The organism is Thermoanaerobacterium sp. CMT5567-10, assembly GCF_030534315.2.
Lineage (GTDB): Bacteria > Bacillota > Thermoanaerobacteria > Thermoanaerobacterales > Thermoanaerobacteraceae > Thermoanaerobacterium.
In genome coordinates, this window is record NZ_CP130558.2 from 2354542 (window position 1) to 2378864 (window position 24323).

26 protein-coding genes, 1 pseudogene and 1 riboswitch are annotated in these 24323 nt (G+C 34.9%); of the genes and pseudogenes, 21 read left to right on the plus strand and 6 right to left on the minus strand.

Annotated elements, in window-relative coordinates; genetic code table 11:
- The first annotated feature begins 15 nt into the window (after window positions 1-15).
- The 11 genes and pseudogenes from Q2T46_RS11905 to Q2T46_RS11955 all read left to right on the plus strand — a co-directional run bounded on the left by Q2T46_RS11905 (window position 16) and on the right by Q2T46_RS11955 (window position 8906).
- Window positions 16-834, plus strand: a complete 819-nt coding sequence (locus Q2T46_RS11905) for a flagellar motor protein (protein WP_303265302.1) — start codon at window positions 16-18, stop codon at window positions 832-834.
- Window positions 821-1543: a flagellar motor protein MotB gene (locus Q2T46_RS11910; RefSeq protein WP_303265301.1), complete on the plus strand. Its 723-nt coding sequence runs from the start codon at window positions 821-823 to the stop codon at window positions 1541-1543. Before Q2T46_RS11905 ends, Q2T46_RS11910 begins: the two co-directional genes overlap by 14 nt.
- An 80-nt stretch (window positions 1544-1623) precedes the next feature.
- The gene (locus tag Q2T46_RS11915) at window positions 1624-2283 is read left to right on the plus strand and encodes a redox-sensing transcriptional repressor Rex (protein WP_303265300.1); all 660 of its coding nucleotides are present in this window, start codon (window positions 1624-1626) and stop codon (window positions 2281-2283) included.
- A gap of 42 nt (window positions 2284-2325) precedes the next feature.
- Window positions 2326-3593 (plus strand): annotated as a pseudogene (locus tag Q2T46_RS11920) (Nramp family divalent metal transporter).
- 277 nt (window positions 3594-3870) lie between these two features.
- Complete coding sequence (locus tag Q2T46_RS11925; protein ID WP_303265299.1) at window positions 3871-4602, plus strand: LytTR family DNA-binding domain-containing protein; 732 nt, start codon at window positions 3871-3873, stop codon at window positions 4600-4602.
- 21 nt (window positions 4603-4623) lie between these two features.
- Complete coding sequence (locus tag Q2T46_RS11930) at window positions 4624-5475, plus strand: sensor histidine kinase (protein WP_303265298.1); 852 nt, start codon at window positions 4624-4626, stop codon at window positions 5473-5475.
- A gap of 182 nt (window positions 5476-5657) precedes the next feature.
- Window positions 5658-5801, plus strand: coding sequence for a hypothetical protein (locus Q2T46_RS11935; protein WP_155812177.1), 144 nt, complete (start codon window positions 5658-5660; stop codon window positions 5799-5801).
- A 118-nt stretch (window positions 5802-5919) separates the two neighbouring features.
- A complete protein-coding gene (locus Q2T46_RS11940; RefSeq protein ID WP_303265297.1) occupies window positions 5920-6768 on the plus strand; it encodes an Asp23/Gls24 family envelope stress response protein in 849 nt (282 codons plus the stop codon).
- A gap of 100 nt (window positions 6769-6868) precedes the next feature.
- Entirely contained in the window at window positions 6869-7765 is an 897-nt protein-coding gene (locus tag Q2T46_RS11945; RefSeq protein WP_303265296.1) for a DNA-3-methyladenine glycosylase, read from the plus strand.
- The gene (locus Q2T46_RS11950) at window positions 7766-8452 is read left to right on the plus strand and encodes a DUF554 domain-containing protein (RefSeq protein WP_303265295.1); all 687 of its coding nucleotides are present in this window, start codon (window positions 7766-7768) and stop codon (window positions 8450-8452) included.
- A gap of 37 nt (window positions 8453-8489) precedes the next feature.
- On the plus strand, window positions 8490-8906 hold the full coding sequence (locus Q2T46_RS11955) for a HutP family protein (protein WP_303265294.1): 417 nt from the start codon (window positions 8490-8492) through the stop codon (window positions 8904-8906).
- A 36-nt stretch (window positions 8907-8942) separates the two neighbouring features.
- Here Q2T46_RS11955 and Q2T46_RS11960 read toward each other — a convergent pair whose 3' ends face one another.
- The 5 genes from Q2T46_RS11960 to Q2T46_RS11980 form a co-directional block, all read right to left on the minus strand.
- Window positions 8943-9644 (minus strand): ABC transporter ATP-binding protein, encoded by a 702-nt coding sequence (locus Q2T46_RS11960; RefSeq protein WP_303265293.1) that lies wholly within the window; start codon window positions 9642-9644, stop codon window positions 8943-8945.
- Between the two features lie 3 nt (window positions 9645-9647).
- Window positions 9648-10448: an ABC transporter ATP-binding protein gene (locus Q2T46_RS11965; protein ID WP_303265292.1), complete on the minus strand. Its 801-nt coding sequence runs from the start codon at window positions 10446-10448 to the stop codon at window positions 9648-9650.
- A complete protein-coding gene (locus tag Q2T46_RS11970; protein WP_303265291.1) occupies window positions 10429-11385 on the minus strand; it encodes a branched-chain amino acid ABC transporter permease in 957 nt (318 codons plus the stop codon). The genes Q2T46_RS11965 and Q2T46_RS11970 overlap by 20 nt, the downstream gene beginning before the upstream one ends.
- A gap of 9 nt (window positions 11386-11394) precedes the next feature.
- Window positions 11395-12279, minus strand: a complete 885-nt coding sequence (locus Q2T46_RS11975; RefSeq protein ID WP_303265290.1) for a branched-chain amino acid ABC transporter permease — start codon at window positions 12277-12279, stop codon at window positions 11395-11397.
- 77 nt (window positions 12280-12356) lie between these two features.
- A complete protein-coding gene (locus tag Q2T46_RS11980) occupies window positions 12357-13538 on the minus strand; it encodes an ABC transporter substrate-binding protein (protein WP_303265289.1) in 1182 nt (393 codons plus the stop codon).
- A gap of 315 nt (window positions 13539-13853) precedes the next feature.
- Between Q2T46_RS11980 and Q2T46_RS11985 the strand changes: the two genes are divergently transcribed.
- From Q2T46_RS11985 to Q2T46_RS12000, 4 genes are all read left to right on the plus strand, one after another.
- Window positions 13854-14843, plus strand: coding sequence for an ABC transporter substrate-binding protein (locus Q2T46_RS11985; RefSeq protein ID WP_303265288.1), 990 nt, complete (start codon window positions 13854-13856; stop codon window positions 14841-14843).
- 24 nt (window positions 14844-14867) lie between these two features.
- Window positions 14868-15728 (plus strand): ABC transporter permease, encoded by an 861-nt coding sequence (locus Q2T46_RS11990; RefSeq protein WP_303265287.1) that lies wholly within the window; start codon window positions 14868-14870, stop codon window positions 15726-15728.
- Between the two features lie 15 nt (window positions 15729-15743).
- On the plus strand, window positions 15744-16535 hold the full coding sequence (locus tag Q2T46_RS11995) for an ABC transporter ATP-binding protein (RefSeq protein WP_303265286.1): 792 nt from the start codon (window positions 15744-15746) through the stop codon (window positions 16533-16535).
- Window positions 16536-16608: 73 nt separating this feature from the next.
- Window positions 16609-17139, plus strand: a complete 531-nt coding sequence (locus Q2T46_RS12000) for a hypothetical protein (protein ID WP_303265285.1) — start codon at window positions 16609-16611, stop codon at window positions 17137-17139.
- A 21-nt stretch (window positions 17140-17160) separates the two neighbouring features.
- Here Q2T46_RS12000 and Q2T46_RS12005 read toward each other — a convergent pair whose 3' ends face one another.
- Window positions 17161-18402, minus strand: coding sequence for a S8 family peptidase (locus Q2T46_RS12005; protein WP_303265284.1), 1242 nt, complete (start codon window positions 18400-18402; stop codon window positions 17161-17163).
- Window positions 18403-18701: 299 nt separating this feature from the next.
- Here Q2T46_RS12005 and Q2T46_RS12010 point away from each other — a divergent pair, with 299 nt between their 5' ends.
- From Q2T46_RS12010 to guaB, 6 genes are all read left to right on the plus strand, one after another.
- Entirely contained in the window at window positions 18702-18887 is a 186-nt protein-coding gene (locus Q2T46_RS12010) for a hypothetical protein (protein WP_303265283.1), read from the plus strand.
- A 116-nt stretch (window positions 18888-19003) separates the two neighbouring features.
- Window positions 19004-19186: a hypothetical protein gene (locus Q2T46_RS12015; protein WP_303265282.1), complete on the plus strand. Its 183-nt coding sequence runs from the start codon at window positions 19004-19006 to the stop codon at window positions 19184-19186.
- A 258-nt stretch (window positions 19187-19444) separates the two neighbouring features.
- On the plus strand, window positions 19445-20470 hold the full coding sequence (locus Q2T46_RS12020) for a hypothetical protein (RefSeq protein ID WP_303265281.1): 1026 nt from the start codon (window positions 19445-19447) through the stop codon (window positions 20468-20470).
- Window positions 20471-20669: 199 nt separating this feature from the next.
- Window positions 20670-20954: a co-chaperone GroES gene (gene groES, locus Q2T46_RS12025; RefSeq protein WP_013298561.1), complete on the plus strand. Its 285-nt coding sequence runs from the start codon at window positions 20670-20672 to the stop codon at window positions 20952-20954.
- 13 nt (window positions 20955-20967) lie between these two features.
- The gene (groL, locus tag Q2T46_RS12030) at window positions 20968-22593 is read left to right on the plus strand and encodes a chaperonin GroEL (protein WP_303265280.1); all 1626 of its coding nucleotides are present in this window, start codon (window positions 20968-20970) and stop codon (window positions 22591-22593) included.
- Window positions 22594-22673: 80 nt separating this feature from the next.
- Window positions 22674-22771, plus strand: a riboswitch (purine riboswitch).
- Between the two features lie 88 nt (window positions 22772-22859).
- Window positions 22860-24314 carry an IMP dehydrogenase gene (gene guaB, locus Q2T46_RS12035; protein ID WP_303265279.1) on the plus strand — a complete coding sequence of 485 codons (1455 nt, stop codon included), beginning with the start codon at window positions 22860-22862 and terminating at the stop codon, window positions 24312-24314.
- The last annotated feature ends 9 nt before the right edge of the window (window positions 24315-24323 follow it).

Consider the following 24323-nt stretch of genomic DNA (forward strand, 5'->3'; position numbering starts at 1 on the left):
ACGAGGTGAATAAGTATGGATTTATCAACATTATTAGGAATAATTGTAGGGTTCGGTTCACTTATTTTTGCGTTTGTATTGGAAGGTGGAAGTGTAGCATCTCTTATTGGTTTATCGGCAGCAATTATAGTTTTAGGTGGAACTATAGGAGCTACTATGACTTCATTTTCAATGAAAGATATATCGAAATTGCCAAAACTTATTGGCAAGGCTTTTAAAGAGGAAGGCAATAAGTATTTAGATATAATTAAGTATTTTGTTTATCTTTCTCAAAAGGCCAGAAGCGAAGGATTATTGAGCTTGGAGCAGGAGTTGCAGTCTGATGAGATAAAAAATTACGATCCCATTTTAAAAGATTGTATAGAGCTAGTTATAGATGGTGCTGACATCGAGTTAATAAAAACTACTATGGAAAACAGAATATACATAGAAGATAAAGCATTGAAGAAAGAAGCCAGCATGTTTGAAGCAGCCGGTGGGTATTCTCCTACTATGGGTATCATAGGTACAGTTATGGGACTTGTCCATGTTTTGGGGAATTTAAGTGAACCAGATAAGCTGGGTCCCTCAATAGCTGTAGCTTTTATAGCTACATTATATGGTGTTAGTATGGCAAACCTTGTTTGGCTGCCTATAGGAGAAAAACTTAAAAATAAAGCTCAAATCAAAAAAACAGAAAAGGAAATAATTTTGGAAGGCAGTCTTTCATTGCAGGCGGGTGAAAATCCTAAAATAATGGAGAAAAAATTGTTGACATTTGTAGTGGAAAGGGAATCTGCTTCAAATTCAAAAGAACAAAGCGTGAAAGGTGAAATTGCTGATGATAAGGCATGATGATGATGAAGAAAAGAAGGAAAATAGTGAAAGATGGTTGCTTACGTATTCTGATATGATAACATTGCTTATGATATTTTTTATAGTTTTGTACACCATAAGTACAGTTAACTCACAAAAGTTCCAACAAATTGCTGCATCTTTAGGGAAAACTTTTGATGGTACTAATTATGTAGTTGGACAATACAGTGGAAATAGCATTCTTGATAGCATAAAAACGACAAATAATGCAAACACTAACAATACAATAGAGTCTCAATTAGACAAGCTTATTAAGCAGAATAACCTGCAGAATATGGTCACATACAAAGTCGAGGAGAGAGGTTTTGTAATAAGCCTAAACGATACCTTGCTATTTGATACAGGTTCTGCAGATGTAAAACCAGATCAAAAAGCTACATTGATAAAAATCGGGAATATATTAAAGACGATGCCAAATTATATCCGCGTTGAAGGATATACAGATGATGTACCTATAAATAATAGTCAGTTTCATTCAAATTGGGAGTTGTCTGTCATAAGGGCTACTAACGTTGTGGAGATACTTGTAAATGATGTTAAGATTGATCCGGCTAAAATATCTGCCGTAGGCTATGGTGAGTATAGGCCTATCGTGCCAAATGACAGCGATAAAAACAGGCAGCTTAACAGAAGAGTTGATATTGTTATAATGAACAGCGATTATGATAAATGGGAGTCTAACCAGTAAAAAAATAGATATTTCCAAGTTGACATATTATTTACAATGTAATATAATTTCATTATTAGGATTTTATCTGGGGTGATTTTATGACTAAAAAGCCAATAGTACCGATGCCGGTAATAAGAAGGCTACCGCGATATCATAGATATTTAGAAGAATTATTGAAGAATGACGTAAAAAGGATTTCTTCCAGAGAATTAAGTGAAAAGATGGGCGTTACAGCATCACAAATAAGGCAGGATCTCAATAATTATGGCGGCTTTGGGCAGCAGGGGTACGGATATAATGTAGAAGAATTGTACAATACTTTGACTAGGATACTAGGTCTTGATAAGACATACAGTACAATTATTATCGGTGCTGGTAATCTAGGGCAGGCTATTGCAAATTATACAAATTTTGAAAGAACTGGGTTTAACTTAAAGGGAATATTCGATGTTAATCCAAGATTGTTTGGACTTAAGATAAGAGATATAGAGATAATGGATGTGGAATTGTTAGAAGACTTTTTGTCTAAAAATAAGATAGATATTGCAATACTGTGCATACCAAAGGGTAACTCGCAGATTATGGCAGATAGATTGGTTAAAGCAGGAATTAAGGCTATATGGAATTTTTCGCCGATAGATTTAAAAGTTCCTGATGATGTAATCCTTGAAAATGTTCATTTAAGCGACAGCTTGTTGACATTATCTTATCGTTTAAATGAAGATAAATTGCTTAAAAATAAAGTCGAAGAAAAATAAATGGTATTTAAGCCGTTTATTTTTTTTATATTGGAGGTTCAAATGAAAAAATTCATAAAGAACATAAATAATCTTTTAAAAGAAGATCGAAACATCGTTCCATTTGTTGATTTTATGAAATACGTTGGCCCAGGAATATTGGTTACGGTAGGATTTATAGATCCCGGTAATTGGGCTACAAATGTTTCTGCAGGGTCAATGTATGGCTATAAGTTGTTGTGGGTTATAACATTATCTACGGTAATGCTTATCATTTTGCAGCACAATGCGGCACACCTTGGAATAGCTACAGGCTATTGTCTTTCCGAAGCTACATCAATTTTTATAAACAATAAGCTTTCAAAGATTATTTTGCTATCTGCCGTAGTTGCATCAATATCTACATCTACGGCAGAACTTCTGGGCACTGCAATAGCACTTAACATGTTGTTTAAAATACCAATAAAAGTTGGTACAGTCATATCAGTAATAGTGATTTCTTTTGTTTTATATTCGAATTCGTATAAGCGACTTGAAAAAATAATAATTGGATTTGTTTCCATTATAGGCCTTTCATTTTTATTTGAGTTATATCTTGTCAAAATCAATTGGAATACGGCTGTATTAAGCTGGGTAAATCCGGTTATTCCGCAAGACTCTATAGTGATTATTATGAGCGTTTTGGGGGCAGTTGTCATGCCGCATAACTTATTTTTGCATTCTGAGATAATTCAAAGCAGACAATGGAATCTAAAAGATAAATCTATTATAAAGAAGCAGCTTAAATATGAGTTTCTTGATACTCTGTTTTCAATGGTGATAGGATGGGCTATAAATAGCGCCATGATTCTTCTATCTGCTGCTACATTTTTTGAGAACGGGATAGTCATTGATAAACTTGAACAAGCAGGAGTGTTGTTGAAGCCAATCGTTGGTAGTGGAGCATCAGTTGTATTCGCGATTGCCCTTTTATTCTCTGGTTTTCATCAACCGTGACATCTGGCATGGCGGGTGGTTCTATTTTTGCAGGTATATTTAAAGAACCATACAATATAAAAGATAAACATACTAAGATGGGAATATTTATTACATTAATAATTGCAACTGTGGTAATATTTTTATTGAAGGATCCGTTTCAGGGGCTTATATTGTCTCAGATGATACTGAGTATTCAGTTACCAATAACAGTATTTACACAGATTTATCTGACTTCTTCAAAGAAGGTAATGAAGGAATATGCAAATGGAAAATTTAGCAAAGCAATACTGATATCTTTAGGAATAATTATAGCCGCATTAAATGTAAAATTAGTCATAGATACAATATTTTGATATTTTTATGTTGCATTTTCGTACCCTACAGATGCATTTTTGTTCCGGATACATTAAATTCCGCTAAAATTGTAATATAATTTGATATAGAAAAATATATTTTATACACATCAAAAAGGCAAATGTAAAATATATAAAAATTAATATATACTACACGAGAAAATGGGAATGAGTATGACTTGTTCTCATTTTTTCATAAATTGGTATTTTTGAAGGATTTTTTTTAAGAATATCGAATATTTATATTATTCGAGAATTTGTAAAAGGATGTGATTTTATGATTAGAGTGATAATAGCAGAAGATGAGGATTCGCTTAGAAGAGAGATAAGCAGAAAAGTTATGGGGATAAGCGATGTGAAAGTTGAATACATCACAAACGAAGGAAAAGATTTGTTAAATGCTATATTAAAGGTAAAGCCTGAATTAGCTATTTTAGATATAAAATTACCAGAAATGACGGGTTTAGAAGTTGTCAAAAATATACGGGACTTGCTTCCAAATACAGAGATAATATTTATAACGTCATATGAGGAATATATAAAGGATGCAGTAAAACTATATGCTGCTGATTATATAATAAAGCCTATAAACTATGAAAGATTGTTTAATACAATAGAAAGAATAAAAAGGAAATTTAATGATTCTTCTTATTTTATAGAAGTACGATGTGGTGATGATATAAAACTTATCAATGCAAATGATATATACTTTATTGAAGCTAATCGGAAAAAGACTTTTTTCTACACTACATATGAAGATTTCCTGTCAAATACTTCCCTAAGTGATGTTTATAAACTCCTGAATAAAAAAATTTTTTTCAAGACAAGCAGATCTTATATTGTAAATTTGTATAAGGTGTATTCTATAAAATCTGTAAATAGAACGTCTTTAGAAATAAGTTTTAGAAATAAAAATAAAAAAGCGTATCTATCAAAGAAGCTGTACTATGAATTTAGGAATCGCCTTAAAGATATATTAAACCAGCCGGTTGAAATGGAAGCAAATTAGGAAAACTTTGTGGGTGATGCCATGATAAGAAAAAGTTTAAACAAAATAATAGCAATATTTTTTATGTACATGATTTTTATAACGTTTATGTTCGACAATAGCATGTATTATCAGCAGAAAATTATCATACCGGCTGATTTTGAATTGTTTTTATTTTTTACGATTGTAGTTATAAATGTCTTGGTTTTTACGATTATAAGGATGATTTATATAAATGGGAAAAATGAGTATCAATACATTATAAATGATTTCAAACTAAGATTTATAGAAGAACAAAACAACTTATACAGAAAGAATAAACATGAATTGAGAAATAAGATTTTGGTTTTATACGAATTGATAAGACAGATGAAGTATGAAGATGCCGAAGAGTTTTTAATGACTTATATAGATGTTATAAATAACAGCCTTATAAAAGTAGATACTGGAAACGATATAATAGATCTGCTTTTATATTCAAAAATAAGCGCTGCTATAGAGAAAAATATTTCGGTGAACTTTATATGTACTGTGGATTTAAAGTACTCGAAAAAAGTAACAAATGATATTTGTTCAGTTTTAGGAAACTTGTTAGATAACGCCATTGAAGAATGTGATAGGTTAAAAAATAATAAGCGAATAGAAATAATGCTTAAAAGCGATCCGGTTGACTACATCTTTATAGTGAAAAATACATGTGGTGAAATTAGTGAAGATGTAAAAAGAAATATTTTAAATGGTGGCTTTACAACAAAAGGTGATGGAAGAGGAACCGGATTATCTATTGTTAAAGATATAGTATATAGCTATAATGGTGATATTAACATAAAGATTGATGATAAATATTTTGATGTAACAGTTGAAATACCATCTTATAAATTAAATGAGAAATAATCATTTTTGTTCCTGAAGATAACATTTTAATTCCTATGTCCACATTTTTTTTATAAAAAGGTATATAATTTAGATGAAAGCACAAATATCATTTTAGATATGCTAAAACATTATAGTCCACTTATATATTTTTAACATTCAAATTCATTTTTACTGTTTTTATGCGAAGGTGAGGTGAAAGCATGGATATGCAGTTAACTGTAATCGCCTCCAGTTTAGTCATTCTAATATTCATAATAACATTTTCTAAAAGCAACATAGATATGGAATTTGCAGTTAAATTTCTACAGACCTTGATAAAGCTAAGTATAAAAAAGAAGAGATAAAATAAATTATTGTTAGAATTTTTGTCACAAGAGTTGTCTTGAAATTCTTATTGAAAAACGTAATAATTGCCGTATAATATATCCTATAGTCATTATTTTAATTTTTGGAGGGTATCAATTGAAGGTATATTCTTTTGTCGGTGCTAGTGGAAGCGGTAAAAGCCATCATGCATCTTTTGTTGCAGGAAAATACGGCATAAAGTACATCATTGATGATGGTCTATTGATATGCGGAAACAGGATCGTGTCAGGATTTTCAGCAAAAAGGGAAAAAACGAAGCTTTCAGCCATAAGGAGGGCGATATTTACAGAAGAAGAACATGTAAAAGAAGTAAAAAAATCGTTGGAGGAACTTAAACCGGACAAAATATTGATAATTGCAACATCAGATAAAATGGTAGACAAGATTGCTGAAAGGCTATCGCTGCCGCCTGTGTCAGAGAGAATTTATATAGAAAATATTTTATCACCTGAAGAAATAGAGGTGGCCAGAAAGAAAAGGTATGAAGAAGGGAAGCATGTAATACCAGTGCCAACATTTGAGGTTAAAAAACATTTTTCAGGATATTTTATAGACCCACTGAGGATATTTCGGCGCAAAGAGATAGATTTTGAAAAGACGGTAGTAAGGCCTTACTACAGCTATCTTGGCAAGTATACAATTTCTGAGAATGTAATCAACAGCATTGTATTGAATGAAGCAAAAAAATTTGATGGCATTCACAAAATAAATAAAGTGATAACAGAGAACTACACTGAAGGAATAATAATAAGAATAGAGATTGTCATGGTACATGGTACACCAATAAACAGTGTTTTAAGAGAAGCTATAAAGAAGATAAAAAGTGTCGTTGAATACATGACGTCTTTAAATGTGCTGGACATAAAAATTCACGTGAAGTCACTTTTTATAAGGGATAGTGATAAAATGCTTAAAACACGAGAAATATTTGATAAAGGCAAATAAGCCTTTTTTTTATCTTCAAAAAATTATATAATATTTGTAGATGGTCGTAAATATTATGTAGTAAGGCAAATAAAAAACCTATATGTGGGTGATGAGGAGAATGAGATATTTAGTGGAGCAGTCTGGTTCTAAGGTTATAGTGCATGGAATTAAGGATTTTAACCTTAAAGAGACACTGGAATGTGGGCAATGTTTTAGATGGAATGAAGAAGATGATGGAAGTTATACGGGGGTCGCATTTGATAGAGTAATAAATGTGAAATTAGATGGTGATATATTGACGATTGATAACACGACATTAGCAGATTTTAATGATATATGGTATGACTATTTTGACTTGGGCAGAGACTATGGAAAGATCAAAGAGACACTTTCGCAAGATGAAATATTAAGAGCGGCTATAAAGTACGGTGAAGGTATAAGGATTTTGAGGCAAGATACTTGGGAGACGCTTATATCATTTATTATATCTCAGAATAACAGAATACCTCAGATAAAAAAAGTCATAGAAAATTTAAGCAGGGCATTTGGACACCCTATCTTATATAAAGATAAGACTTATTATACATTTCCAAAAGTGCAAGACATAATAATGGCAGATGAAGAATCATTAAATAACAGCAAGTGCGGATTTAGATCAAAGTATATAATTGATGCGGCTTTAAAAGTATTTAATGACGAAATCAATCTTTTTGAGCTGCAGCTTTACGATACACACGAAGTAAGAAATATACTTATGAGCATAAGAGGAGTTGGGCCTAAAGTTGCAGATTGTGTAATTCTTTATTCAATCGGAAGATATGAAGCATTTCCAACAGATGTGTGGATAAAGCGCGTTGTTGAGTATTTATACCTTAAGAGAAAGACTAATAATGTGGATGTACAAAGTTTTGCAAAAGAGAAGTTTGGTGATTTGTCTGGTTTTGCTCAGCAGTATCTATTTAACTATGCAAAAGACCATGTTTCAAAAGATGTGTTTAAAGAAAGGAAAAATTAGATGATTGGGACTTTTGTCAATGCAGCATCTATTGTTGTGGGTAGTTTTGTTGGCACTTTATTTAAAATTGGAATTCCGGATAGAATAAAGTCAACGGTTATGCAAGCCATATCTTTAAGCGTTTTGATAATAGGATTTGACAGCGCATTGAAATACAAAAATTTGCTATTAGTGATAATAAGTTTGGCGATAGGCGGCATTATGGGAGAACTGCTGGACATAGAGAAAAAGCTAAATCAATTTGGCAACTTTTTAGAAAAAAAATTATCTGGAAATGGTGAAAATAAGATAAGTGAAGGTTTTGTAACAGCAAGCCTCATATACTGTGTTGGAGCGATGGCGATTGTAGGCGCATTAAAAGACGGTCTACAAGGCGATCACAGTATACTGTTTGCAAAATCCATGTTAGATGGCATATCATCTATAATATTTGCATCGACGTTAGGGATAGGTATCATGATATCGTCTATTAGCGTCCTTTTATATCAAGGTTCTATAACTTTGTGCGCATCGCTTCTTAAAGATTTATTGACTGCTAACGTGATTGCGGACATGTCTGCTATTGGCGGTGTTTTGATAATAGGCATATCATTAAATATGCTGAATTTGACGAAAATAAAGATTGGAAACTTGCTTCCGTCAATTTTTGTTCCCATTGTATACGAAATAATACTAAAAGCATTTTAAATGATGAAGGAGGTGCCCTTAAAAAGGGCTAGTAAATATGAAAGAAATAAGAAGCATAGATGTTGCGAGAGTAGCCATAAGGATGGCCATGTCAAGGAGAGAGGATGAAGTTACATTAAAGGAAAGGTATGGCAAAGAAGGTATCAAAGTAGCAGCAGTAGATTATGGCGGTGAATATATCAATTCCATATCAAAGATAATAGAAAGGGCTGTTGTTGCAGCAAAAAGAGAAGGTGTTATAGAGGACAATCATGTGGGAGAAGGTGCTGTTGCAGGTGCAACACATGATGCTATAATGCAGCTAAAAGATAAAGCTATGGGACTTAATATAGGTGGCAAGATTGGAATAGCATTTTATGGCGAACACCTTTGTGTATGTGCATTTTTCGCTGTTGGGATGCTAAACTTAAACGAAGTTGCCATTGGATTAGGGCATAGATCATTGAAATATTAAATTCATCAAAAAGAGGGTTCATCGTGAACCCTCTTTTTACCCCCCTAAGTATGACTTTTTAACCCTTTCATCGTTTTTCAAGACAGATGCAGCACCTTCAAGGGAGATATTTCCTGTTTCAAGGACGTATGCTCTATCTGCAATAGATAGTGCCATTTTAGCGTTTTGTTCTACTAAAAGGATGGTTGTGCCGTCATCATTTATATTTTTTATTGTCTTAAATATATCTTGCACTACTATCGGTGCAAGCCCCATCGATGGTTCATCCAATAAAAGCATTTTTGGCTTTGCCATCAATGCTCTTCCTATGGCCAGCATTTGCTGCTCTCCTCCGCTTAAAGTACCGGCAATCTGCTTATGCCTTTCTTTTAGGCGTGGGAATAAATTAAACACTTTTTCCATGTCGCTTTTTACCATTTTGTCTTTCCTGAGATAAGCTCCCATCTCAAGGTTTTCCATCACAGTCATGTTGGCAAATATTCTTCTTCCTTCTGGCACTTGGCAGATGCCCATATCGACTATATTTTGAGCAGGTTTTTTCGTTATGTCTACATCGTTGAATTTGATGTAGCCTTTTTTTGGCTTTAATATGCCTGATATTGTCATTAGAGTAGTGCTTTTGCCTGCGCCGTTTGCACCTATTATTGTCACGATTTCACCGTCATTTACTTTAAGATCTATGCCTTTTAAGGCATTGACCATTCCATATGATACGTTGAGATCTTTTATCTCTAACATGTTTTAAGCACCTCCTTCAATTGATAAAATTTCATTTTCATCAGGACTTTCTTCTCCAAGGTATGCAGCTATTACTTCTGGGTTTCTCTTGATTTCATCTGGTGTGCCATGTGCTATTATTTTCCCATAGTTCATGACGTATATATCTTCACAAAGATCCATCACTAAAGACATATCGTGCTCAATCAAGAGTATTGTTATGTCAAATTTGTCCCTTATGAATCTGATTGTGTCTGTAAGCTCTTTTGTCTCTTGTGGATTCATTCCTGCTGCAGGTTCATCTAGAAGAAGAAGCTTTGGCTTTGTTGCTAGTGCTCTAGCTATTTCAAGTCTTCTCTGTTCGCCATATGGTAGATTTTTGGCAAGGTTTAAGGCATGTTTGTCAAGATTGAAGATTTTAAGTAAATTCATTGCTTCTATATTCTGCGATTTTTCCCCATCTAAGTATTTTTTGTGCTGAATGAATGAGCTTAAAAGTCCGTATTGCACGTGAATGTGCTGGGCTATCTTGACATTGTCAAGGACAGTTAGGTTTTTAAATAATCGTATGTTTTGAAATGTCCTTGATATGCCAAGCTTCGTATTATTGTACGGCTTTGTTGATACGTTTTTTCCGTCAAATATTACTTTTCCTGATGTTGGTTTGTATATTCCTGTTATTATATTGAATACTGTTGATTTTCCAGCACCATTAGGTCCTATAAGTCCTGTAAGGGAGCCTTTTTCCAGTTCTATATTGACATCTACCAGAGCTTTTATGCCGCCGAAGTCTATAGAAACGTCTTTAATTGACAGTAAACTCACTGTTTTTCTCCCCTTTCTTAAATAATTTTTTGAGAGAAAATTCTCTTGTACCCATCAATCCTTCTGGTCTGAATAGCATTACGATGATTAAGAGGAGTGAGTATATTACCATTCTTAGCGCAGCGTAATCCTGCAGCACTGCGTATACGAATGTGAGGAAAATTGCTGATAGTATTGATCCTGTTATGCTACCTAAGCCGCCTAAGACAACCATTGTCAATATGTCAAATGACTTCATGAAGTTGAATGTTTCTGGCTGTATGATGTAAAAGTTGTGAGCGTAAAGTGCACCGCCTATTCCTGCAAAGAATGCACCTATTGTAAATGCCAATGTCTTGTAGAAAGTTGTGTTTATGCCCATTGATTCGGCTGCTGTCTCGTCTTCTCTGATTGCTACACAGCATCTGCCGTAGCTGGAGTTTATGAAGTTTCTGATTAAGACGACGGTTATGACTGATATCCAGAATACCCACGTCCAGTTTGTGTACTTTGGTATTCCGGATAGACCGCTTGCTCCACCGACGTATTCGGTGTTTAAAAAGATTACCCTTATTATTTCTCCGAATCCAAGTGTCGTTATGGCAAGGTAGTCACCTTTTAATCTTAATGATGGTATTCCTATCAATATTCCTGTTATTCCTGCTGATATGCCTCCTACTAACAATGCCAATGGAAATGGAAGCCCCAATTTGTATGTTATGATGGCAGATGTGTATGCACCGATTGACATGAATCCTGCATGACCTAATGAAAATTGCCCTGTAAATCCATTGATAAGGTTAAGGCTTACAGCAAGTATTATATTTATGCCCATAAGAACTATGTTTATTTCGTAATAATCGTTCAATATATTTGTTGACAGCAAGATTTGTATTATACCGTAAATGGCGAATAGCCCTATAAAAATCAGCAATCTGTTTTTCAATATTTGCTTCAACTGTACCACCTACACTTTCTCTCTTACATTTTTGCCAAATAGTCCTGTTGGTTTAATCAGTAGTATGATTATGAGTATTGCAAATGAAACACCGTCTCTGTATAGTGAGCTACCGTAGCCTGAAACAAGTGCTTCTATGACGCCCATCAAAAGGCCTCCTACCATAGCACCTGGTATTATTCCTATTCCGCCTAATACTGCTGCTATGAATGCTTTTAAGCCTGGCATGATACCCATTAGGGGATCTATTGAGTTGTAGTATATGCCAACTAAGACACCTGCAACAGCAGCAAGGGCAGATCCTATTGCAAATGTAAATGAAACGGTCCTATCTACATTTACGCCCATAAGTTTTGCCGCATCTGCGTCAGTTGACACAGCTCTCATGGCCTTTCCCATCTTTGTTTTGTATATTATTAGCTGAAGTCCCACCATCATGATTATGGATACGACAAATATGACGATTTGCTGGTTTGATATTGTAATTATTCCGTTGAAAAATGAGTACATGTGCTGCTTGAAGATCTGAGGATATGTCCGAACCTGCGGTGTTAAGAGGATTATGCCTCCGTTTTCAAGCAAAAGTGAGACACCGATGGCTGTAATCAATATTGAGATTTTTGACTTATCCCTTAATGGCCTGTACGCCACACGCTCTATTGTCACACCTAGTATAAGGCTTACTAACATTGCCAATAAAAGAGATGGTACAAAGCCGAGGTGGAGATATGTGGAGGCAAAGAAGCCTGTAAATGCACCTACCATGTATATATCACCGTGAGCGAAATTTATAAGCTTCATTATGCCGTAAACCATAGTATATCCGAGAGCAATAAGCGCGTATATACTTCCTAAGGATAAACCATTTATAAGCTGCTCAATAAATGTCTTCATAAATATCACCTCAAGTTAAAATGTATTAAAAGAACATAAGCGGCCACTATGTGACCGCATTGCCGTGTTTTACAAATTTATTCAGCACTTATTTTTTTCTTAAGTGTCTGTTTACCGTCCTTCAATTCTATGATTACTGTTTGCTTTATTGGATTGTGCTGTGCATCTATTGAGATAGTGCCTGTCACACCCTTAAAATTTTTGAGATTTGCCAAGGCATCAGTTATTTTTGCAGGATCAGTTGAATTAGCGTCTTTTATTGCTTGCACTAACATACCTGCCGAGTCGTATGCCAAGGCGGCAAATGCATCTGGTTCTGTGCCGTAAGCATCTTTATATTTCTTTATGAAATCTTGCACTATTGGATCAGGGTCTGTTGATATAAAGTGATTGCTGTAATAAACGTTGTTTAGTGCAGAAGCACCAGCTATTTTTAATAAATCAGGTGAATCCCAGCCATCTCCACCAAGCAAAGGTACTTCTATACCCATTTCTCTTGCTTGCTTAGCTATCTTTGCCGTATCTTGATAGTATCCTGGTATAAATATGACATCGGCATTTATACCTTTTATTTTTGTAAGCGTCGATTTGAAATCCTGATCACCTGCCACATATGCTTCCTGGTCGATTACTTTCCCACCAAGCTTTTCAAACTGCTCTTTGAAGCTTTTTGCAAGGCCTTTACTGTAGTCACTCTTATTATCAATATATATTACAGCATTTTTTGCATTAAGGTCTTTTGCCGCAAATTCTCCCATAACTTTGCCTTGATATGGGTCTGTATAACACGCTCTAAAAATTTCACTTTTTACTTTGTTTGTGTTGGTATCAACAGTGACATCTAAAGACGTGCCTGATGGGGTTATAAGAGGTATGTTTTTGCTTAACGCAATTGACGAAGCCGCTTTAGTATTGCCTGTTGTAGCTGGTCCTAATATTGCCACAACATTGTTTTCTACAATAAGTTTTGTAGCTTGGTTTATTGATTCATCCGTTGCAGATTTGTTATCGGCTTTTATTAAATTGATCTGCTTGCCGAGAACACCGCCGTTTTTGTTGGTGTCATCTATATACAGTTTTACAGCATTGTACTCAGAAGTGCCGTATGACGCTACTTGTCCTGTTAATTCGAAAAGTGCACCAACATTTATTTTATCACTGCTTGTAGCGCTGGTATTTTTCGTACAACCTGAAAGTAATATGGAAGCTGCTATTATTCCCACTAAAAGCATTGACAGCCTCTTAATTGTTTTTTTCATAGATACATCCTCCCATTTTAAAAATAAATAAAATTTTAATATAATTTTTCTCTACCGGTAGAAAAAATGGAAACAGACTGCTAATAAATTTACTATAATTATACTTTAGATTTATTACTTACTTCAAGATTATTTATTTTAAGCCGTATTCAAATTTTCTAATAAATATTACAAAAAACTTTTATTGACTAATAAATGTTTTTATCATACTATTTTATTAAATAAAAATTTTTTCTTATTATCAATCGTTATAGAAATTTAGCATGGTAGCATGGTAGTATGTCTTTTTGTTGCCATGTAACGGGAGGAATTTCAATGAAGAGATCTATCTTTGTTTTGGCAGCTTTTTTTATTTTTTCTATTGTACTATCTGGCTGTGGAAGTAAAACAACATCAAGTGGCAGTACGGAAAAGATGATAACAATCGGTATTACGCAGATTGTGGAACATCCAGCACTTGATAGTGCAAGAGGAGGGTTTATAAAAGCTTTAAAAGACAATGGTTATGTAGAAGGTAAGAATGTCACATTTATACAGGAAAATGCACAAGGGGATATGTCGACAGCCCAGACTATAGCAAAGAAATTTGTCGATAAAAATGTGGATTTAATATTTTCTATAGCAACTCCTACAACGCAAGCAGTTAAAAAAGCAACTTCAACTATTCCAATCGTATTTACCGCTGTTACAGATCCTGTAGCTGCTGGTCTTGTAAGTTCACTTGATAAACCTGGTGGAAATGTAACGGGAACATCTGATATGGAGCCTATAAATGATCAACTTAAGTTAATAAAAGATTTAGTGCCAGGTGCAAAGAGAATAGGCATTATATACAATGCAGGAGAAGTCAACTCTACTGTACAGGTAAAGATTGCAAAAGATGATGCTGCGTCACTGGGATACAGTATAGTAGAAGCGACTGTGTCCAACAGCAGCGAGGTAAATCAGGCAGCACAATCACTGGTAGGGAAGGTGGATGCTATTTGGCTTCCAACTGATAATACAGTAGCTTCATCCATTGCGGCTATAATAAAGGTAGCTAATTCTGCAAAAATACCTGTTGTAGCGGCAGAGAAGGGAATGGTAGAAGGAGGTTCACTGGCTACGTTGGGTATTAGCTATAGTGATCTTGGCTATCAGGCTGGTTTAATGGCCATCAAGATTTTGAAAGGAGAAAAACCGGCTAACATAAAAGTAGAAACTGCCAAAGACTTGCAGCTTATAATCAATCAAAAGGAAGCAGATGCGATAGGCCTTAAGATTCCAGATTCGATAATGAAAAAGGCTCAGGAGGTAATCAAATAGATATAAAATTGGAGGTCATTTTATATGTCTTTTGCCATTTCAACATTGGAACAGGGGCTTGTTTACGGTATAATGGCACTTGGTGTCTATATATCTTTTAAAATAATAAATTTTGCTGATTTAACTGTTGAAGGCAGCTTCACATTAGGAGCTGCCTTCACAGCAAAACTTATTACCAGCGGAGTGAATCCTGTTTTTTCAATTATAGTTTCGTTTTTAGCTGGAGGATTAGCTGGACTTGTTACTGGTTTTTTAAATACAAAGTTAAAAATAACTGAACTTTTAGCTGGTATTCTTACGATGACAGCACTTTATTCTATAAATTTGCGTATAATGGAAAAATCAAATATACCAATGCTTAGCAATAAATCCATCTTAGATTATTTCAGTTTTGCAGGTAATTATAGAAATATTTTGTTTTTCGGACTTATTATGATTTTTTTGGTGCTTTTAACAAATTATTTTTTACAGACTAGGACAGGATTTGCGTTAAGAGCTACCGGAAACAATCAGCAGATGGTTCGCAGCATGGGGATAAACACTAATACGACTATAACATTGGGCCTTATAATATCAAACGCTTATATTGCTTTAGCAGGATCGTTAGTGTCTCAATATCAAGGGTTTGCTGATGCAGGAATGGGTATAGGGACACTTGTTGCAGGTCTTGCTTCTGTTATAATCGGAGAAGTTTTATTTAGAGAGAGAAATATATTGTGGGCGGTAATTTCGGCTGTTGCAGGTTCTATAGTATATAGAGGTGCAATAGCAGTAGCCCTTACTATAGGATTCAATCCGACAGATCTTAAGTTGTTGACGGCAATTCTGGTAGTTATAGCGCTTTCTCTGCCAGGCTTAAAGAAAATCGTTATAAGCTCTAACTGAAAGGGGGCGTGAATTGTGCTAAAACTTAAAAATGTAAGTAAATCATTTTATAAAAATACGCCTAATGAAAACCAGGTATTTAAAGATTTAAATTTTGAAGTAGAAGATGGTGATTTTGTTACAATAGTCGGAAGCAATGGAGCAGGAAAATCTACTCTTCTTAACTTGATTGCAGGAGTTTATCCTGTTGACAGTGGTTCCATCATGATAGACGATGTAGACGTAACTTCATATCCGGAGTTTAAAAGGTCAAAATTTATTGGACGAGTATTTCAAAATCCACTTTTAGGCACAGCACCTTCCATGACAATAGATGAAAATCTATCGATTGCATATTCAAAAGGTGAAGGTTTAAGTTTGAAGATGGGCCTTAATAAAAAGAATAGAGATTTATTTAAAGAAAAATTGGCAGAGCTTGGTTTGGGACTTGAGAATAGAATGAAGACTAAAGTAGGCCTTTTGTCAGGTGGTCAGAGACAGGCATTGACACTTCTTATGGCCACATTTGCAAAGCCAAAGCTGCTTTTGCTAGATGAGCATACAGCAGCTTTAGATCCTAGGACTGCAAATATTATAAATGAAATTACAAATAAAATAATCAGTGAAAATAACCTTACTACGTTGATGGTTACTCACAACCTCGAACATGCCTTGGAATTTGGAAATCGGATTATTATGATGCACCAAGGTAGAATTGTTCTTGACTTAAAAGATGAGAAGAAAAATTTAACAGTACAAAAGCTTCTAAAGATGTTTAACGAGGTTAATGGCAGTGACTTTGTAGATGATAGGGTAATGTTGGCGTAGCGGATACAATCACACCTGTTTTCTGTTGTGAATATAATAATAAAAATGATTCAACAGGAAATGAGGTGTTTTAATGGAGCTTCAGGAAGTTAAAAAGGACGATGAAATTGATATAGAGAAACTTGTAGAAGTTATATCACCGCTTTTAAGTGAAATGGAAAATGGTACACAGCAAATATATATAGCAAAGTTAATACTTTTTGTATTTTTACTTATTCTTGTAAATGATACTAAGATATCGACTGTTGCGCTAAATGCTTTGGTTGCTGCATCTGATGTTGTCTCATTTTTCCCAGCAATATATGGTATTTATTCAGCTGGGCCAATTTCATTAGAAAAGCCAGTTACAAATTCTAGGATACCACCGATGGTGTTTCCTCCTCCACAAGGAATAACAAAAGAATCTTTCTTTGGATTTTTATTACTTTCAATTTTTACTTTATTGGGATTTTCTAACCTTCAATATTTATATGCAATTTATGCAGCATTAACATATACTTTTATACCGAGTGCAACAGCTAACTTAATAAAAGGCCTTCCACCGTTGATTCCAAATGAAGTTTTAGATCCTGATAAAAGAGATTCACAAAATAATGTAAATTAGAAGTATGAGAGCTAAAAGCCCTCATACTTTTTTTAATGCCATTTCAACATTTATCATTCCATATCCTTGTGAGTAATACCTGTAGTGGTCAATATTTGTTGAAGTTGATTTCAAAATGTTTTTAATCTGATTATTAGTAAGAGAAGGGTTTTTCTCGATTAGCAGTGCGGCAGCACCAGCTACAATTGGTGTTGCCATAGATGTTCCAGATGCAGTTCTGTATGGCCTATTTAAAAGAATACTGTCATCAGCGTCAAGAGGTACATTTCCAGATGCTGTTGATACGATTTTTACACCAGGTGCTACTATATCAGGTTTTGGCAAAAACGCAGATCCTCTGCCCGAGAAGTTAGCAATTTCATCGTCTGAAACATCGACAGTCCTCTTATCATCTACAGCACCTACGGTTATCACGTTCATGCTGTTTCCTGGTGATGTTATAGAGTTTGTGGCTGGTCCAGAATTCCCTGCTGCAACTACTACGACTATGCCATTTCTCCACAGTTTGTCAACGCCTTTAACTAGAGGGTCTAGAAAAGGTGGCAACGATGGCGTTTCACCAATTGACAGTGATACTATTCTTATTTTGTATTTATCTTTGTTGTCTAGTATCCATTGCATACCTGCCAGTATATCAGATGTAGAACCGCTACCTCTTGAATCTAGGACTTTGACTGACACTATATTTGCTTCAGATGCAACCCCTTTGTATTTACCATCTGACGTATAACCACTTCCAGCGGCATCACCTGCTACATGCGTGCCATGGCCGTTGTCGTCGTATGGACTTTTTTTTCCATTTACAATGTCGTGGAATGCAATTATTCTGTTTTTAGGCTTAGTAAAGTCTGGATGCGGGTAAATTCCTGTATCTAAAAAAGCGATTGTGACGCCTTTGCCGGTGTATCCGTGCTCATTTGCTTCTCTTGATTTAATTTCCTGTGTAGCAATGTTAAGCTGTGTCTTTACAGTTGAATCTTCAGCGATAAATTTGATTTCACGGTTTGATGCTACGTTGCTTAATTTGTTGCATGGTATGTTAACAGCCCAGCCATTTATTATGGGCAATTCGTATTTTATCGTTCCTCCTATTGTTTCTATCTTTTTTTTAAGAGTTTCGTACGGTAAAGTGGAATACACAATTGCACTTACGCATTCGTTTCTATATATAGTTGCTTTTTTAAGCAATCTACTGTCTATTTTGCTTTTCGGATAAAGGTTTTTAATGGCGCATGATAAAATTAGCGCAGAAATTATATCCATATAGAATCCCCCTTTCTTATATCAGAATATGTTCAAGATAAATTTTTGATAGTTTTTAAAATAATAAGTGTCACAAATTTTGATGATGTCATATTATGTATTAGGTCATAAAGACCTGACATATATTCTTGCGAAAGGGGGATATTAATATGCCCACAGAAAAAGGTGCATCATGGCTTGGCGGTGGATGGATTTGGATAATAATTATAATACTTCTTATCTTCTTGTTTGTACCTGGTTTTATAGTAGAAGAGCCTAAGGCTTGATGTAAATTTTAAAATTTAAAAAGGAGGATTATCATGGCTGGAACAAGTTCAGTATTTGGCGAAAGCAATTTGCTGTTCTTCTTCTTAATACTCGTTGTTCTGATGGGCGGCGGATGGTTTGGCGGAACATGGTCAATGGAAACATTGCTGTTCTTCTTCGTACTATTAGTCATAATTATGGACGGTGGAATGGGATTATTCCTAAATCAAGTCAAATAAATAAGTGGTCCTATCTTTTGGTAGGACCATTTATTGTTACATAAAAATTAAATCAATATCAATAATGAAATGATTAGAATATAATGAATTAAAGTAAATTTTATGGAGCTGATTTTATGACTATATCAGGAAATACACTGCTTTTTTTCTTTGTTATATTGACGGTTGTGATGGATGTTAAGTTTGAATTTGAAGATTTATTGTTTTTTTTCTTGCTACTAGTAGTATTGCAGCAAGACAAACCTCGCAAACATGCAAGACGATTCTTATGGTCATTGGCCACCATGAACTTTCAGTAACAATATTTATGGCATTACGTATAATGTATTAGGTCCATGAGGCCAAAAAATAAAGGGGGTATTTATATGCCTGAAGGAAAAGGAGCATCATGGTGCGGCGGATGGATCTGGATTATAATAGTGATACTGATAATCTTCTTGCTGGTCCCAGGCGTATTTGTGGTGGATAAGAAATAAAAAGTATAGGGCAGGTGATAATGAGCCTGCCCTATACATATATTAAGTTATGAAGATAATTTTAAAAGTGGGGGATTGGTTGTGGATAAAGAAAGATTATTAAAAGTGTTGATAATTGAACTGTTTATAATTTTTTTTATTAGGTTTCAAATTTTTGAAGGGCTAAGCTTTGAGGAAGAAAAGCTGCTTTTAAAGAAAAAAGAAGAAGACGAGATAATCGAATATGACGAAACTAATCTACATGAATACGAAAATATGTTAAAAGACAAAAGAGAAAATACTTTAGATATATTTGAGATTATTGAAAAAGGGAAAAACTTTATGGGAAGTGTAAAACCATATTTGCACAGAAGAGAACAGTATTACATAGACATTTTTACAAAGATAGCAGAAATACTAGAGTGCCACAAGCAGTTGATTGAATATCAAAATCAAGGGACAGAAATTCAAGAAGACAATTTCGACCAAATAGGAATGCTTAAAGCAGTAAAGCCTTATATGAAACAAGACAAGCAAATAATAATAGATAAATTTATTAAGCTTCATGAAGGAATACAAAACCTTAATGAAAAGATGAAAAAATATGAGATGGAAGATAATAAAAACAATGTTATAGATAAGATTTTAGATATATTTGAAGCCTTAAAACCAGTTATTCCGGATGATAAACAGGACATGGCTGAGAAGATAATAAAAAACATAAAACTTGTAGAGGCTTTAAATAAGGCAGAAAGCATAATGAATTCAAAAAACAGTGCAGATAAAGATAAAAAAGAAAGCAATACGGAATCTAATACAAGGAGTGATTCAGTGGATATTCCTAAAAACATTGAAAAATCAGAAGAAATTGAATCAGATGTAAATAATTTAAAAGAAGTTGTAGATAGCCTGGAGGATGCTGACGATGGCAATGAAGATGACGGAAAACAAAATCTAGGTTTGACATCACAGCAGTCGGCTGTTGTAGATAGCCTGAAATCAATGCTTACGAAGGAACAGCAGCAGTTTATGTACAATATGATTAATTATTTAAAACAGCAAAGTGCAGATGGTAACTTTGAGAATAATGAGAATGACAGAAAAGATGTAGATGGTGCAGGTGGCTAAAACCTGCATTTTTTTATGTAAATTGAATATTAACGGTATAAATAAAAGATAAATGGGAAAAATCTATTATAATCGCTTAAAACAATGAAAAACGGTGAAATTTGAGATTTGCCATGAACTTGTAATTAAACTAATATAAAAAGTGTGATGATTAGCACTCACGCATGATGAGTGCTAATAAATTTCAAGGAGGGATATTATGAGATTAAAACCACTTGGTGACAGAGTTGTCGTAAAAGTTACTGAAGCTGAGGAAGTTACAAAGGGCGGTATCGTATTGCCTGGTACTGCAAAAGAGAAACCTCAACAAGGCGAAGTGCTTGCTGTCGGCTCTGGAGAATACATAGATGGCAAAAGAGTCGAGCTGGAAGTTAAAGTAGGAGATAAAGTAATATTCTCAAAATACGCTGGAACAGAAGTTAAATTAGACGGTGAAGAATATCTTCTTTTAAGACAAAACGACATATTAGCTATAGTTGAATAAGGAGGTAGAAAAAATGGCGAAGAAAATATTATACGGTGAAGATGCAAGAAAGGCTCTTGAAAGAGGCGTTAATGCTGTTGCTAATACAGTAAAAGTTACATTGGGACCAAGAGGCCGCAATGTTGTTTTAGATAAGAAGTACGGTTCACCAACTATAACAAATGATGGTGTTACAATAGCAAGAGAAATTGAATTAGAAGATCCCTTTGAAAATCAAGGTGCACAGCTTTTAAAAGAAGTTGCAACAAAGACGAATGATGTTGCAGGTGATGGTACGACAACAGCTACAGTACTGGCACAAGCTATGGTTTTAGAAGGCTTGAGAAACTTGGCTGCTGGAGCTAACCCGATGCTTTTAAGGCGCGGTATGGCAAAAGCTGTAGATGCTGCCGTTGAAGGATTAAAGAATATTTCAAAGCCTGTAGAAGGTAAAGATTCTATTGCACATGTTGCAGCAATTTCAGCTGCTGATGAAGAGATCGGTAACTTGATAGCAGAAGCAATGGATAAAGTCGGCAAAGATGGTGTAATAACAGTAGAAGAATCAAAATCAATGAACACAACAATTGAAATAGTTGAAGGTATGCAATTTGACAGAGGATATATTTCACAGTACATGGTAACTGATACAGACAAGATGGAAGCAGTTTTAGACGATCCACTAATACTTATCACAGACAAAAAATTGTCAAACATTCAAGACTTGCTGCCATTGCTTGAACAAGTAGTACAGCAAGGAAAGAAGCTTTTGATTATTGCAGATGATGTTGAAGGTGAAGCACTGGCAACATTAGTTGTAAATAAATTAAGAGGCACATTTACATGTGTCGCTGTAAAAGCTCCAGGATTTGGCGATAGACGTAAAGAAATGCTTCAAGATATAGCTATTTTGACAGGTGGTCAAGTAATATCTGAAGAAGTAGGTATCGATTTGAAAGAAGCAAAAATAGAAATGCTTGGCCGTGCAAGACAAGTAAAAGTAACAAAAGAAAATACAACAATAGTTGACGGAGCAGGAAATGCTGCTGACATAAAGAACAGAATCAACCAAATAAAGATTCAAATTGAAGAAACAACTTCTGATTATGATAGAGAAAAATTACAAGAAAGACTTGCAAAACTATCTGGCGGTGTTGCTGTAATTCAAGCTGGTGCTGCTACAGAAACAGAATTAAAAGAGAAGAAACACAGAATAGAAGATGCACTTTCAGCTACGAGAGCTGCTGTAGAAGAAGGTATAGTACCTGGCGGTGGTACAGCACTGTTAGATGTTATCCCAGAAGTACAAAAGGTCGTTGACTCACTGGAAGGTGACTTCAGGACAGGTGCTCAGATCGTACTGAGAGCATTAGAAGAACCAGTAAGGCAGATCGCAAGAAATGCTGGCGTAGATGGCTCAGTGATAATCGAGAAAATAAAAGAATCAAAAGATCCATCTTTTGGTTATGATGCATACAAAGAAGACTTTGTAGATATGTTAAAGGCAGGTATAGTTGACCCAACAAAGGTTACAAGATCAGCACTGCAAAATGCTGCATCTGTTGCATCGATGATACTGACAACAGAAGCAGTTGTTGCAGACATACCAGAGAAGAATCCGCCAGCACCAGCTCCAGGAGCAGGAATGGATATGATGTAAAAATAACCGGGTAATCCCCGGTTATTTTTTTGTCCTGTTGACATAGACACTTAAATCTGTTATATTGTTTAATAATTTAATAATTTTATAATTTTGATCCACATATAATCTGGTGAATAGGCACTAGAGTATCTACAAAGAGCCGTAACTCTTTACTATGGGGAGTTATTGTTATACTCTTTTTTGCCTGAACAAAAATTTATGTTCGGGCATTATTTATTATAAAGCTGAGGGAGATAATAATTAATGAAAGAAAGGGGATAAAAATGGAAAATAAGTTTGCAAAAGAAGGGTTAACATTTGATGATGTGTTGCTTATACCGGCAAAATCTGATGTGCTTCCAAAGGAGGTGGACACCAGAACACGCCTTACAAATAAAATAAAGTTAAATATACCTTTGATTAGCGCTGGAATGGATACAGTTACTGAATCAAGGCTTGCGATAGCTATAGCGCGAGAAGGTGGAATAGGCATAATACATAAAAATATGCCTATAGAAAGACAGGCTTTAGAGGTTGATAGGGTAAAAAGGTCGGAACACGGAGTCATAACTAATCCCTTTTATTTAACTCCGGATCACAGAATACAGGATGCTGTTGAGCTTATGGAAAGGTACAGAATTTCAGGCGTACCTATAACAGTTAACAATAAGCTGGTGGGAATAATTACAAATAGGGACATAAGATTTGAAAGCAATTTAGAAAGGCCAATAAAGGAAGTTATGACTAAAGAAAACTTGGTGACGGCACCTGTTGGCACGACTATGGATGAAGCAAGAGAAATACTTAAAAGACATAAAATCGAGAAATTGCCTCTCGTTGATGAAGATAATAATTTAAGGGGATTAATAACAATAAAAGATATAGAAAAGGCAGTGGAGTATCCTAATTCTGCGAAAGATTCTAGAGGAAGACTTCTTGTAGGTGCTGCTGTAGGCGTTTCATCAGATGTAATGGAAAGGGTTGAAGCCCTTGTCGATGCTAATGTGGATGTTATTGTAATAGATACGGCTCATGGACATTCTGTAGGTGTTTTAGATACGGTGGAGAAGATAAAGAATAGATTTCCAGATGTACAGATAATAGCTGGAAATGTCGCAACTGCAGAGGCTACAAGAGATTTAATTGAAAGAGGTGCTGATTGCGTTAAGGTAGGCATAGGTCCAGGGTCTATATGTACGACGAGAGTTGTAGCAGGTATTGGAGTACCTCAGATAACGGCAATTTATGACTGTGCAGAAGAAGCCGATAAATATGGTATACCTATAATTGCTGATGGTGGTATAAAATACAGCGGAGATATCGTCAAAGCGATTGCTGCTGGTGCATCTACAGTTATGATTGGAAGCCTTTTTGCTGGTACCGAAGAAAGTCCTGGCGAAGTGGAGATATATCAGGGAAGAAGTTACAAAGTTTACAGAGGAATGGGTTCAATTTCAGCAATGAAGAGTGGAAGTTCTGATCGCTATTTTCAAGAGGGCATGAAAAAGCTTGTTCCAGAAGGTGTAGAAGGCAGAGTGCCATATAAAGGACCTTTGAAAGACACTGTATACCAAATGATAGGTGGATTAAGAGCAGGAATGGGATATTGTGGTGTTCACAATATAGAAGAACTTAGGACAAAGACAAAATTTATAAAAATAACGAATGCAGGATTAACTGAAAGCCATCCGCATGATATAATAATTACAAAGGAGGCTCCAAATTATAGTATTAAATAAAAGGAGGAT